This window comes from Sphingomonas sp. (assembly GCF_036731925.1).
Classification (GTDB): domain Bacteria; phylum Pseudomonadota; class Alphaproteobacteria; order Sphingomonadales; family Sphingomonadaceae; genus Sphingomonas.
The window spans coordinates 123,178-136,713 of sequence record NZ_DAINDJ010000002.1; the positions used below are offsets into that span (position 1 = coordinate 123,178).

Genomic DNA, 13,536 nt, shown 5'->3' on the forward strand with positions numbered 1-13,536 from the left:
TCGGGCTAACCGCTAGCGAGGCGGCGCTGAACGGCCGCTGAAAAGTGCGACGGGTGGCCGGCGAACCGTGCCACCCGTGCGCTGTCTTACTGGTTGTTCTGGCTGCGCAGGAAGCGCGGGATGTCCAGCGGATCCTTGTCCTCTTCCTCGGTGGCCTTGGTGCCACGCGAGGCCGACGCCATCCGCTCGAACAGCGTACCGCCGGTCTTGGGACGCGGTCGCGTATCGGCATCGTCGTCACCGCCGGTCAGCCAGCGGCGGCGGCCGGCCGGTGCCTCGGGCGCCGGTGCGGGGGCAGCCGCGGGCGCCGCCTGTGGCACCAGTGCCTCGGTGCCGAGCAGCAGCTCGTCCGAAGCCGGGGCCGGCGGGGTCGGCTCGGGCGCGGGCGCCGGTGCGGCAGCGACGGGCTCCGGCGCGGGCGCGATCGGCGCAGGTGCCGGTGCTTCCTCGGCCACCGGTGCGGGCGCAGGCGCGACCGGCTCCGGCGCGGCGGGTGCCGGTGCGGGAGCCGCAACCGGCTCGTGCGCGGGCGCAGCCGTGGTGCGGCGCGGGGTGGAGAAGGAGAAGACGCGCGGCTGCTCGGCCGGTGCTGCCGGGCGGTTCTCGACATTCGCGTCGATGCCGGTGGCGACCACCGACACGCGGATGCGGCCTTCCAGCTCCGGGTTGAACGCCGAACCCCAGATGATGTTAGCGTCCGGATCGACCAGCTCGCGGATATGGTTCGCAGCCTCGTCCACCTCGAGCAGGCGCATGTCCTCGCCGCCAGTGATCGAGACGATCACGCCCTTGGCGCCGTTCATCGAGACGCCGTCCAGCAGCGGATTGGCAATCGCCTTCTGGGCGGCGATCAGCGCGCGGTCGTCGCCGTCCGCCTCGCCGGTGCCCATCATGGCCTTGCCCATCTCCTGCATCACCGAACGGACGTCGGCGAAGTCGAGGTTGATCAGGCCGGGCATCACCATCAGGTCGGTGATGCCGCGCACGCCCTGCTGCAGCACCTCGTCGGCCATCTCGAACGCTTCCTTGAAGGTCGTGTTCGCATTGGCGATCAGGAAGAGATTCTGGTTCGGGATGACGATCAGCGTATCGACATATTTCTGCAGCTCTTCGATGCCCGCCTCGGCCGATTGCGCGCGGCGCTTGCCCTCGAACGCGAACGGCTTGGTCACCACGCCGACGGTCAGGATGCCCATCTCGCGCGCCGCCTTGGCGATCACCGGCGCCGCACCCGTGCCGGTGCCGCCGCCCATGCCGGCGGCGATGAAGCACATATGCGCGCCTTCGAGCGACTGCTGGACCTGCTCGATGGTCTCTTCCGCCGCCGCACGGCCGATCTCGGGCCGCGAGCCTGCGCCCAAGCCTTGCGTGATCTTCGCGCCCAGCTGGATGCGCTGCGGGGCGACCGACTGCTTCAGCGCCTGCGCATCGGTATTGGCGACCAGGAACTCGACGCCCTGCACCTCGGCGCGGATCATGTTGGCGATGGCATTGCCGCCAGCGCCGCCAACCCCGATCACCGCGATCTTCGGCGTCAGTTCGTCCACGTCGGGCGGAAGGAAATCGATACTCATTCTATGGTCTCCCGTGGCAGCGCACGCGCACGCTGCACAGCCTGATATTCTCTGATGCACGAAGCGAAGCGACGACTCCAGCCATCCCTAGCACCCCGGCATTCGCTTTTCTTCAATAATTCGCCCGGAACGCAGCGATCAACCGCTGGAACAGAGCGCCCGGGCTCGCCCGCGTCACCAGCTGGTGCCGGCTCGGCTCCAGGGTACGCAGGTCGATCGGATCCGCGGCCGCGAATTGGGTGAGCCCCGCCAGCGTCGAGAAGGCCGGGCCGGCATGCGCGTTCGGCATGGCGAGCAGCCCGCGCGGCCGTCCGACGCGGACCGCATTGCCCAGCGCCTGCTGCGCATAATCGGCGATCCCCGCCAGCTCCGCGCCACCGCCGGTGAGCACGATCTGGCGCCCCACCGGCTCCTGGAAGTTGAGCTTCTTCAGCTCCTTCTGGATCTCGGCGACGATGCGCTCCAGCCGCTGGCGGATGACGGTGTTGAGCGCTGCCTTGGTGATGCGCGGCCCTTCGATCCCCTCGTCCGCCGTGGCCGGTGCCACGTCGATCGTTTCGCGATTGTCGCGCGGGGAAAGATTGGCCGAGCCGTGGAAGCATTTGGTCCGCTCTGCCCAGGCACGCGCGGTGCCGAAGGCGGCGGCGATGTCGTCGGTGATGTCGGCCGAACCCATCGGAATCGACGCCAGCCCCGCCAGCACGCCCTGCGCGAAGACCGAGACGTTGGTCACGCCCGCGCCGATCTCGACCAGCGCGACGCCCAGCTCGCGCTCCTCTTCGGTAAGGCAGGCGAGCCCGGTAGCCACTGGCGCGGCGATGATCGAGCGGACCTCGAGATGCGCCGAGCGCACACACAGGTCGAGATTGCGCACCGGCGATCCCTCGGTGGTGACGACATGCACGTCGACGCCCAGCCGATCGGCATGGAGCCCCAGCGGCCGCTTGACCCCGCCAAGACCATCTACGGTGTAGCGCGTCGGCTGCGCGTGGAGCACCATTCGCCCCTGCGGGTCGATCGCGCCCCGCCCTGCCTTGAGCAGATCGTCGATATCCGCCTGCTCGACCCTATGGCCGCCCAGATCCGCCTCCACCTTGACGACGCTGGAGACCAGCCCGCCCGCCGAGAAGCTGACCCACACATCCTCGATGTTGAAGCCGGCGATGCGCTCGGCCTGCTCCACCGCCTCGCGGATCGCGATTTCGGTGGCGTGCATGTCGGCGACATAGCCGCGCTTCACGCCCCGGCTCTCGCGCTGGCCGGTGCCGAGCACGATCAGATTGCCCTCGTCGGTCCGCTGCGCGATCAGCGCGGAGACCTTCGACGATCCCACGTCGAGCGCGGTGATCAACCCTTCGGGTGCTACTTTCGCCATCAGCCTTCCCCCGTGCCGGTGCCCGCCGGCGGCGTCGTCGTCGTCGTTGCAGGCGTGGTCGGTGCAGTCGTCGTCGGCGCCGTGGAAATCGGCGGCGGCGGTTCGATCACGCCCTGCCGGCGCACAACCAACTTGTTTGCGACCCGCATGTCAAATCCGCGATTGCCGCGGCCCAGCAGACGCTGCGTTCCGTCGATCGAAACGAAGGTCTTGAGCGCGGCCACCGCCTCGTCCTCTCCCTCGGGCAGCTGCAGCTTCTCGCCCGAGGTGAAGAACACGTCCCAACGCCGGTTGCCGACCCAGCTCATCGCCTTGACGAGCGGCTTGAGGCCCGGCTGGGTCTCCAGCAGATGCTTGCGCGCCGCTTCCTGCGTGTTTGCGCCTTCGCCGATCAGCAGTGGCAGGTCCGGCATCGCGTCGGGCGATACCGCCTCCAGCGGCACGCCCGAGGGGTCGATCAGCATCAGCTGGCCGTGGTTCTGCCAGACGGCAGCAGGCGCCCGCTCCTCGATCGCGATGTGCAACGTGCTCGGCAGCCGCCGCGACACGCGCGCGTCCTTCACCCAGGGAAACTTCAGCAGCCGCTGCCGCACGTCTTCCAGGCTGACCAGCGGCATCGCCCGCGAATCCTGGTCGAGCACCTGCTCATAGACAGTCGCGCGGTCCATCCGCTTGAGCCCGTCGATCTGGATCTCGTCGACCTTCAGGCCGGCATCGCCCACCGCCTGCGCGAACCCGACGCCGATCATCTGCGGCACGCCGGCAAGGATGCCGATCGTCAGCACCACCGCGCCGACGGCGCCGACAATGCTCCAGGTGGTGACCTTGTGCAGCGTCTCCGGGCTCATCGGCAGGCCGGCGATGGCCTGGTCGAGCACGCCCGCCCGCTGCGGCCGGCGCGCGGTGCCGCGCGGCTTCGGCTTGTCGCCGCGCCGGGTGGTCGCGCGCTGCGCTTGGGCGGGCCTGCGGCTCACAATGCCTCCTCGACGATCCGTTGCACGAGACTAGCATAATCGATGTTCAGATGGCGCGCCTGTTCGGGCACCAGGCTGAGCGGGGTCATGCCGGGCTGGGTGTTGACCTCGAGCAGGAACAGCCCCTCCACGCCTTGCGTGTCGTCCCAGCGAAAATCGGCGCGCGACGCGCCCTTGCAGCCGAGCAGCCGGTGCGCATCGAGCGCGATCCGCTTGCACGCCTCGGCCACCTCGTCCGGGATCTGCGCCGGGAAGACGTGCTCGGTCAGCCCGTCGGTGTATTTGGAATCATAGTCGTAGAAGCCGCTCTTGGGCTTTAGTTCGGTCACGCCCAGCGCCTGGTCGCCCAGCACCGCCGTGGTCAGCTCGCGCCCGCGGATGAACGGCTCGGCGAGCAGTTCCTCGAACTCCTGCCAGGGCCCACGCGCATCCGGGTGGATCGGGTTGCCGACATTGCTGTCGGCGGTAACGATCGCCACGCCCACCGACGAACCTTCGTTGACGGGTTTGAGCACATAGGGCCGCGGCAGCGGGTCCTGCCGGTACAGCTCCTCGCGCGACACCATCCGTCCGCCGGGCATCGGGATGCCGTGCGGCACCAGCGCCTGCTTGGTCAGCTGCTTGTCGATCGCGATTACCGAGGTGACCATGCCGCTATGCGTGTAGCGGATGCCCATCAGGTCGAGCATGCCCTGCACGCTGCCATCTTCGCCCGGCGTACCGTGGAGGGCGTTGAACACCACGTCCGGCTTTGCTTCGGTGAGGCGCGCGGCGACGTTCCGGTCCATGTCGATCCGGGTGACGCGGTGGCCGAGGCCCTCCAGCGCGTCCGCAACGCCGTTGCCCGACATCAGCGACACTTCGCGCTCGGCCGACCAGCCGCCCATCAGCACGGCGATGTGGAGAGCCTCAGTCATTACGCGCAACACCCACTCGCTGAATCTCCCACTCCAGTTCCACGCCCGACTGCGCCTTGACGGCTGCACGGACGTCCTCGCCCAGCGCCTCGATGTCGGCGCTGGTAGCTTCCCCCAGGTTGAGGAGGAAGTTGCAATGCTTTTCGCTCACCTGCGCGTCGCCGCGGCGCAGTCCCCGGCAGCCGGCCGCGTCGACCAGCGCCCAGGCCTTGTGCCCTTCCGGGTTCTTGAAGGTCGAGCCACCGGTCTTCGAGCGCAGCGGCTGCGATTCCTCGCGGGCGGCGGCGATGCGGTCCATCTCGGCCTGGATGTCCTCCGAGGTCTTGGGGAAACCGCGAAAGGTAGCGCTGACCACGATCGCGCCCTCGGGCAGATTGCTGTGGCGATAGGTGTAGCCGAGATCGGCATTGGCCAGCACGCGGCGTTCGCCCGAGCGGAGCACGACCTCGCACTCGACCAGGATGTCGCAGGTCTCGCGGCCATAGGCGCCGCCGTTCATCCGCACGAAGCCGCCGACGGTGCCGGGGATCGAGCGGAGAAACTCGATGCCGCCAATGCCCCAGTCGCGCGCCTTCGACGAGACGAGGATGCCCGAGGCGCCGCCGCCGCAGCGCAGCGTGGTATCGTCGATCTGCTCGACCGCGGCAAAGGCCTTGCCGAGACGGATCACCACGCCCGGCACGCCACCGTCGCGAACGATCATGTTCGAGCCGAGGCCGAGGCCCATCACCGGGGTTTGCGGGTCCAGCGCAGCGAGGAAGGTCGCGAGATCCTCGGCATCGGCGGGCTCGAACAGCCACTCCGCCGCGCCGCCGCTCTTGAACCATACGAGCGGTGCAAGGGGCGCGTTCGGGGTGAGCCTGCCGCGAACGGGAGGCAGACTACTCATAGCCCCTCCCCTTCAGGGGAGGGGTTGGGGGTGGGGCATGACAGAGAGGCGAGGCCTCCGCACGTAGCGGAGTCCCCCACCCCAACCCGTCCCTTAAAGAGGAGGGGCTTAAGAAGAAGAACCATCGCCAAGCTCACGCATCCCCCCGCGCAGCCGCGATCGCGGGCGCCAGGCCCGCCGCCCATTTGGTGATGTCGCCCGCGCCGAGGCACACGACCATGTCGCCCTCACGCACGACGCCGCCCAGCGCATTCGCCAGCGCGGTCGCATCCGTGGTCGACGCCACCGCCCGGTGCCCGCGGTGCGAGATCTGCTCGACCAGCGCATCGGCATGGACGCCCTCGATCGGCGCTTCGCCCGCGGGATAGACCGGCGCCACATACACCATGTCCGCGTCGTTGAACGCCTGGGCGAACTCGTCCATCAGATTGCCCAGCCGCGAATAGCGATGCGGCTGCACCACCGCGATCACCCGGCCGCGCGTGCTCTCGCGCGCCGCCGCCAGCACCGCGCGGATCTCCACCGGGTGATGCCCGTAATCGTCGATGATCGCCGCGCCCGCGACCTCGCCTACCTTGGTAAAGCGGCGCTTGACCCCGCCGAACTTGGCGAAGCCCTGCTGGATCGTCGCGTCGGGGATGCCCAGTTCCAGCGCCACGCCGATCGCGGCCAGTGCATTCTGGACATTGTGGCGGCCGGGCATCGGCAGCTCGATATTCTCGATCGAGCGCGTGGAGCCGTCGCGGTGGCGGATGATCACCTCGAAACGATTGCCCCCGCCGTGCGGCGTCACGTTCACCCCGCGCACATCGGCGCTGGCGGCAAAGCCATAGGTGACGATCCGCCGGTCGCGCACGCGCGGGATGATCGCCTGCACTTCCGGATGATCGAGGCACAGCAATGCCGCGCCGTAGAAGGGCACATTCTCGACGAACTCGACGAACGCCGCCTTCACCTTCTCGAACGAGCCGTAGTGATCAAGATGCTCGGGATCGATATTGGTGACGATCGCATAGGTGCCGTCGAGCCGCAGGAAGCTGCCGTCGCTCTCGTCGGCTTCGACCACCATCCAGTCGCTGTCGCCCAGCCGCGCATTGGAGCCATACTGGTTGATGATCCCGCCGTTGATCACCGTCGGGTCCACCCCGCCCGCATCGAGCAGCGCGGCGACCATCGAAGTGGTCGTCGTCTTGCCGTGGGTGCCGGCCACCGCGATGGTGGACTTCAGGCGCATCAGCTCGGCGAGCATCTCGGCGCGACGCACCACGGGGATGCGGTTCTGGTAGGCGGCTTCCACCTCGGGGTTGGTGCGAACGATCGCGGTGGAGACCACCACCACGGCCGCCTCGCCCAGATTCTCGGCGGCATGGCCGATGGTGACGGGAATGCCGCGGTCGCGCAGGCCCTGCACGACGTAGCTGTCCGCGACGTCCGAGCCCTGCACCTTGTAGCCGAGGTTGTGCATCACCTCGGCAATGCCCGACATGCCGATGCCGCCGATGCCGACGAAGTGAATGGTACCGATGTCGGTGGCGACGCCCTTCATGCGCCAAGATCCTTACGCAAAAGCAGGCCTTCCGTTCTTGTTGGCTTTCTGCACCTTCCCCACCGGGGCCTTGGGTGCATGGATCGATTCGACGAGGTCGGCCAGGTCGCGCACCGCATCGGGCCGGCCGACGCCGCGCGCCCGCGCCGCCGCATTCTCCAGCGCCTTGGTGTCGAGCCCCAGCTTCTGCATCTGCTTGGCGAGCTCGGGCGCGGTGAAGGCGCGCTGCGGGATGGTCCGCGCGCCACCTGCCTCGGTGATCTCGCGCGCATTGGCCGTCTGGTGATCGTCGGTGGCGCTGGGCAGCGGCACCAGGATCGCGGGACGCCCGGCGGCGGTCAGCTCGGCGATGGTAGAGGCCCCTGCCCGCGCGATCACCAGATGCGCCCAGGCGAGCCGCTCGGGCATGTCGGGCAGATAGGTGGCGACCTCGGCGGGGATCTCGTGTTCCTGATATTTGGCGCGGACCATTTCGATGTCCTCGATGCGCGCCTGGTGCGTCACCTGCAGCCGGCGGCGGAAATGCACCGGCAGCAGCGCCAGCCCGTCGGGCACCACCTGGCTGAGGATCGAGGCGCCCTGGCTGCCGCCGGTGACGAGCACGCGGAACAGGCCGTCTTCCTCGAGCATCGGATACGGCTTGGCACGCAGTGCCAGCACCGCCTCGCGCACGGGGTTGCCGGTGAGATGCGTCTTGGCCTCCCAGCCGGGCTTCATCCGCTCGACCTTGTCGTAGGAGGTGCCGATCGCCGCCACCCGCCCCGCGACCAGCCGGTTGACTCGGCCGAGCACGGCATTCTGCTCGTGGATCACGGTGGGGATGCGGGCGCTGAACGCCGCCGACAGCGCCGGGAATGCGGGATAGCCGCCAAAGCCGATCACCGCGGCCGGGCGCAGCTGCTTGTAGAGCTTCCGCGCCATCGCCCGGCCCGCCATCATCTGCCGCGCCGCCTTCAGATAGCCGATCGGGCCGCCGCCCAGCCGTCCGGCGGGCAGCACATGCGTCTCCACCCCCTCGAACAGCCCGGGGAAGCGCACGCCGCGCTCGTCGCTGACCAGCGCCACCTGATGCCCGCGCCGTGCGAGCTCCACCGCCAAGGCAGCCGCGGGCACCATGTGCCCGCCGGTGCCACCGGCGGCGAGGACGTAACTACGGCGTTCGGTCATGCGGCTTTGCTCCAGCGGCCGGTATAGGGGGAGCGCTTCAGATACGGGTTTCGTCGCGTGAAAGCGAGCAGCAGCCCATAGCCGATCGAAAGCGCGATCATCGACGAGCCGCCATAGCTGATGAACGGCAGCGTCATGCCCTTGGACGGCGCAATGCCGGTGTTCACCGCCATGTTGATCAGCGCCTGCACGCCGAACTGCGAGGCAAGCCCCGCGGCGGCGAGCAGCCGGAACGGATCCTCCTCGTCCAGCAGCTTCATCAGCACCCGCACGACGATGGCGAGATAGAGCAGCACGATCACCGCGCAGGCGATCAGCCCGAATTCCTCGCCGATCACCGAGAAGATGTAATCGGTATGCGCTTCGGGCAGGCGGAACTTGATCTGGCCGCTGCCCGGCCCCGCGCCAAACAGCCCGCCGGCGGTCAGCGTGTCGTGCGCCATTTCCACCTGGTAGCGATCGGCGAGCGCGGCTTCCTTGGTGGGGAACAGAAAATTGTCGATGCGGGTGCGCGCGGTGCCGTAAAACAGGTACGCCGCGACGACCCCCGCCACCGCCATGCCGCCCAGGCTCGCGATCGCGGCGGGCGAGATGCCGGAGAGCATCAGCAGGATCACCCACACCGTGCCGAACAGGATGGTCTGCCCGAAATCGGGCTGGAGCATCAGCAGCACCGCGATCAGCGCGGTGATCGCGCCGGTGACGATCATCACCGGCAGTTCGGGATCCTTGGCCCGGAAGGAAAGGATCCAGGCGGTCGAGACGATGAACAGCGGCTTCAGGAACTCGGAAGGCTGCAGGTCCGAAATGCCCAGGCTGATCCAGCGCTTCGCCCCGTTCACCTCATGCCCGACGATCGGCAGCAGCATCATCAGCACAAGGAAGACCAGCGCGCCCGCCAGCGACAGCCGCCGCGCCGCCGAAGTGGGCAGCATCGAGACGATGATGAGCACCGGAACGCAGATGCACACCCACATCAGCTGCCGCCAGAAATAATACATCGGCTGGACGATGTGCGCTGCATCCGAATAGCGCCGCGCGGTGGCGGGCGAGGCGGCGGCGACCGCCACCAGCCCGATCGCGATCAGCAGCAGCGGCAGGAAGAGGAGCACGCGGTCCACTTCCCAGAACCACATGCCCGCGCGAGACTTGCTGGCGCGGCTGAGCTGGTTGGAGATGCGCGGTAGTCCGGCGTGCTTCTCTTCCCCGTCCACGGACTGGCGGCTCACCCGAGCGACTCCACGGCGGCACGAAAGGCATCGCCCCGCGCCTCGAAATCGCGGAACTGGTCGAACGAGGCGCAGGCCGGGGAGAGCAGCACGGCGTCCCCAGGCTGGGCCTGAGCGGCGGCGGCGCGGACGGCGGCCTCCAGCGTGCCGGACTGCTCGACGGGCATGTCGCTCTCCAGCAAGCCCGCGAACAGCGGCCCCGCCTCACCGATCGTATAGGCGCGCACGACATGGCCGAAGCCGGGGCGGCACGCCTCCAGGCTGTCGGTCTTGGCGACGCCGCCGAGGATCCAGTGGATGCGGGGATAGGCGGAGAGCGCGGGCGCGGTCGATTCCGGGTTGGTCGCCTTGCTGTCGTTGACGAACAGCACGCCGTTGCGGGTGGCGATCCGCTCCATCCGGTGCGACAGGCCGGGGAAGGTCTCCAGCCCCTTGTCGATCGCGGCGCGGTCGATGCCCAGCGCCTCACAGGCGGCGATCGCGGCAAGCGCGTTCTGGGCGTTGTGCGGCCCCTGCAGTGCCGGCCAGCGGGACTGGTCCATGCACACGCCGGGCGCGATCCTGGTCACGTCCTCGCCACGCCCGGAAAGCGCGACCTGGCGGGCAATGTTGGCCGACGCGGCGTCGCCGATGCCGATGATCGCGGCGTGGCCCTTGCTCTGCATGCCGAACAGCCGCGCCTTGGAGGCGGCATAGCCCTCGAACCCGTCATAGCGGTCGAGATGGTCGGGCGTGATGTTGAGCAGCACCGCGACGTTACAGTCGAGGCTGTGGGTCAGGTCGATCTGGTAGCTCGACAGCTCGAGCACATAGACGCCGCCTTGCGGAAGCGGCTCCTGCCCGAGGATCGGCAGACCGATATTGCCGCCGAGGCGGGTGGGAATGCCTGCGGTCTCGATGATGTGATGGATCAGCGCGGTGGTGGTCGACTTGCCGTTGGTGCCGGTGATACCGACGACGCGGTGCGCCGGCAGATCGGCGCGCGCCTGCGCAAACAGCTCGATGTCGCCGATCAGCGGTACGCCCGCCCCGCGGGCATGCGGGGCGATCGGGTGCCGGTTGAGCGGCACGCCGGGGGAGACGACCATGCCAGCATAGCCGGTGAGGTCGGATGCGAGGGGGTCGGCGAACTCGATAAGCCCCTCCTCCTCGGAGGAGGGGTTGGGGTGGAGGGATTCCAGAACCTCTGTTTGTCTCGGTGAGACACTGCCCCACCCCAAACCCCTCCCCTGAAGGGGAGGGGCTTTAGAGAGGGCATCCCGCGCCGCCTCATTCGAATCCCACGCCAGCACCCCCGCCCCGCTCGCCACCAGCGCGCGCACGGTCGCTGCGCCCGAGCGTGCGAGCCCGAGCACCGCGAAGCGTTTGCCGCGCCAGGCGGGGCTGGTGATCACCGCAGCTTGAGCGTTGCGAGACCGGCCAGCGCGAGCACGAAGGCGATAATCCAGAAGCGGATCACCACGGTCGGCTCGGACCAGCCGAGCTGTTCGAAATGGTGGTGGATCGGCGCCATGCGGAACACCCGCTTGCCGGTGCGCTTGAAGAAGAACACCTGGATGATGACGCTCAGCGCCTCCATCACGAACAGGCCGCCGATGATGCCGAGCACCAGCTCATGGTGGGTGGTGACGGCGATGGTGCCGATCGCCCCGCCCAGCGCCAGGCTGCCGGTATCGCCCATGAACACCGCCGCCGGCGGCGCATTGAACCACAGAAAGGCGAGCCCCGCCCCAATCATCGCGCCGCAGAAGATGGCGAGGTCGCCCGCGCCATAGACGTGCGGGATGCCCAGATAGGTCGCGTAGATCTTGTTGCCGGCCAGATAGGCGATCAGCATGAACGCCATGCTCGCGATCACCACCGGCATCGTCGCCAGCCCGTCCAGCCCGTCGGTCAGGTTCACCGCATTGCCGAACGCCACGATCGTGAACGCTGCGAACGCGACGTAGAAATAGCCCAGATCCGGGTGCACCCAGCTGAAGAAGGGCACGTAGAGCTGGGTATTGCCCTCCGCGAAGAGGATGATTCCGCTGGCGATGCCGGCGATGATGAACTCGCCGATCAGTCGCACCCTGCCGGAGACGCCCGCCGTCTTCTGCTTCCGCACCTTGTCGTAATCGTCGAGGAAGCCGATCGCGCCGAAGCCCAGGGTGACGAACATGCACGCCCACACATAGGCGTTGCGCAGGTCCATCCACAGCAGCAGCGACAGGGTAAGGCTGGTCAGGATCATCAGCCCGCCCATCGTGGGCGTGCCGCGCTTGGCGAGGTGGCTCTGCGGTCCGTCGGTGCGGATCGGCTGGCCCTTGCCCTGGCGCAGCCGCAGCCAGCCGATGAACTTCGGCCCCACCAGCAGCCCGATCAGCAGCGCGGTCGCCACCGCCCCGCCGCTGCGGAACGAGAGATACCGGAACAGATTGAGGACGCCGGGGAAGCCCAGCTGCTCCGCGATCAGATAGAGCATGTTTGCCTTTCCGCCAGCGCCGCGACGATCGTCGCCAGCCGCACGCCGTTCGACCCTTTGATGAGAACCGCGTCGCCCGGCGCGAGCGTCGATTCGAGCTCTGCCTTCGCAGCTGCGGCATCGGCCACATGGACGAAATCCAGCCGACCCTCAAGCGCAGCGGCCAGCGGCGCCATCGCTTCGCCCACCAAAATGGCACGGCTCACCCCCGCCTCGGCGATCGGGCCGGCCAGCTCGGCATGGAGCGCATCGGCATGCACCCCTAGCTCGCGCATTTCGCCCAGCACCGCGATCTTGCGGCCGGGCTCTGCGGCCAGCACCTTCAGCGTCGCACGCATCGAGCTCGGATTGGCGTTGTAGCTCTCGTCGATCACCAGCGCGGTGCCGTCGCCCACCGGCACGGTCATCCGCGCGCCGCGGCCGGCAAGCCCGCCAAGCTCGGCCAGCGCGAGGCCGGCCACTTCCAGGTCGCCACCCACCGCATCGACGGCGGCAAGGATCGCCATGGCGTTCGAGACCCAATGGTCCCCCGGCTGGGAAATGGTGAAGCTCAGCTCGCGATTGCCGAAGCGCGCCATCACGAAGGTGCCGCCGCTCCGCGCCCGCATCGTCTCGACCGCGCGGTAATCGGCGCCCTCGCCCAGCCCGAAGGTGACGATCCTGGTCGCATGGGGTCGCGCGGCATCGAGCAGCCGATCGCGATAGGGGCTGTCGAATGGCACGATCGCCGTGCCGCCTGCCCCCAGCCCCTGGAAGATCTCGCCCTTGGCATCCGCGATGGCTTCCACGCTGTCGAAGAAGCCCAGATGCGCCGGCGCAATGGCCGTCACGATGGCGACGTGGGGGCGCACCAATCGGGTCAATTGCGCGAGTTCGCCGGCATGGTTCATGCCCATCTCGAACACGCCGTAGCGCGCGCCCTGCGGCATGCGGGCGAGGCTCAGCGGCACGCCGGTATGGTTGTTGTAGCTCTTCACCGAGCGGTGCGCACAGCCGGGATCGATGCGGTCGAGCGCGGCGAACAGCGCTTCCTTGGTGCCGGTCTTGCCGACCGAGCCGGTGACGCCGATGATCTTGGCGGACGAGCGCTTGCGGGAAGCGGCACCCAGCGCGTTCAGCGCCGCAGTCGTGTCGGCGACACGAACGCTCGGGTGGTCGGTCGCGTCGGACACGACCGCGCCCACTGCGCCCTGTGCAAAGGCCTGGTCGAGAAAGCGGTGGCCGTCGGTGCTCTCCCCCTTCAGCGCCAGGAACAGGTCACCGGGACCGACCTCGCGGGAATCGAACGCGACGCCCGAGACGGCGAAGTCGGCAGAGGCGGTGCCGCCCGTAGCTGCCGCGATTTCGTCGGAGGTCCAAAGCGTGTTGGTCATCTTCAAATCCTCCCTTGCAAGGGGAGGT

General features: G+C 68.4%; 11 protein-coding genes. All 11 read right to left on the reverse strand.

What is annotated here, in order from left to right; genetic code table 11:
* Window positions 1–86 precede the first annotated feature (86 nt).
* A complete protein-coding gene (gene ftsZ, locus V7E00_RS10135; RefSeq protein ID WP_333572543.1) occupies window positions 87–1,574 on the reverse strand; it encodes a cell division protein FtsZ in 1,488 nt (495 codons plus the stop codon).
* Window positions 1,575–1,686: 112 nt separating this feature from the next.
* Entirely contained in the window at window positions 1,687–2,949 is a 1,263-nt protein-coding gene (ftsA, locus tag V7E00_RS10140; protein WP_333572544.1) for a cell division protein FtsA, read from the reverse strand.
* Window positions 2,949–3,923 (reverse strand): cell division protein FtsQ/DivIB, encoded by a 975-nt coding sequence (locus tag V7E00_RS10145; RefSeq protein WP_333572545.1) that lies wholly within the window; start codon window positions 3,921–3,923, stop codon window positions 2,949–2,951. The genes ftsA and V7E00_RS10145 overlap by 1 nt, the downstream gene beginning before the upstream one ends.
* A complete protein-coding gene (locus V7E00_RS10150; RefSeq protein ID WP_333572546.1) occupies window positions 3,920–4,840 on the reverse strand; it encodes a D-alanine--D-alanine ligase in 921 nt (306 codons plus the stop codon). The genes V7E00_RS10145 and V7E00_RS10150 overlap by 4 nt, the downstream gene beginning before the upstream one ends.
* Window positions 4,833–5,729, reverse strand: a complete 897-nt coding sequence (murB, locus tag V7E00_RS10155; protein WP_333572547.1) for a UDP-N-acetylmuramate dehydrogenase — start codon at window positions 5,727–5,729, stop codon at window positions 4,833–4,835. Before murB ends, V7E00_RS10150 begins: the two co-directional genes overlap by 8 nt.
* 133 nt (window positions 5,730–5,862) lie before the next feature.
* Window positions 5,863–7,275, reverse strand: a complete 1,413-nt coding sequence (gene murC / locus V7E00_RS10160; RefSeq protein ID WP_333572548.1) for a UDP-N-acetylmuramate--L-alanine ligase — start codon at window positions 7,273–7,275, stop codon at window positions 5,863–5,865.
* A 12-nt stretch (window positions 7,276–7,287) separates the two neighbouring features.
* On the reverse strand, window positions 7,288–8,442 hold the full coding sequence (gene murG, locus V7E00_RS10165; RefSeq protein ID WP_333572549.1) for an undecaprenyldiphospho-muramoylpentapeptide beta-N-acetylglucosaminyltransferase: 1,155 nt from the start codon (window positions 8,440–8,442) through the stop codon (window positions 7,288–7,290).
* On the reverse strand, window positions 8,439–9,671 hold the full coding sequence (locus V7E00_RS10170) for an FtsW/RodA/SpoVE family cell cycle protein (protein ID WP_333572550.1): 1,233 nt from the start codon (window positions 9,669–9,671) through the stop codon (window positions 8,439–8,441). Before V7E00_RS10170 ends, murG begins: the two co-directional genes overlap by 4 nt.
* Window positions 9,668–11,065 (reverse strand): UDP-N-acetylmuramoyl-L-alanine--D-glutamate ligase, encoded by a 1,398-nt coding sequence (murD, locus tag V7E00_RS10175; RefSeq protein WP_333572551.1) that lies wholly within the window; start codon window positions 11,063–11,065, stop codon window positions 9,668–9,670. Before murD ends, V7E00_RS10170 begins: the two co-directional genes overlap by 4 nt.
* Window positions 11,062–12,135 carry a phospho-N-acetylmuramoyl-pentapeptide-transferase gene (gene mraY / locus V7E00_RS10180; RefSeq protein WP_333572552.1) on the reverse strand — a complete coding sequence of 358 codons (1,074 nt, stop codon included), beginning with the start codon at window positions 12,133–12,135 and terminating at the stop codon, window positions 11,062–11,064. The genes murD and mraY overlap by 4 nt, the downstream gene beginning before the upstream one ends.
* Window positions 12,123–13,508, reverse strand: coding sequence for a UDP-N-acetylmuramoyl-tripeptide--D-alanyl-D-alanine ligase (locus tag V7E00_RS10185; protein ID WP_333572553.1), 1,386 nt, complete (start codon window positions 13,506–13,508; stop codon window positions 12,123–12,125). Before V7E00_RS10185 ends, mraY begins: the two co-directional genes overlap by 13 nt.
* Window positions 13,509–13,536 lie beyond the last annotated feature (28 nt).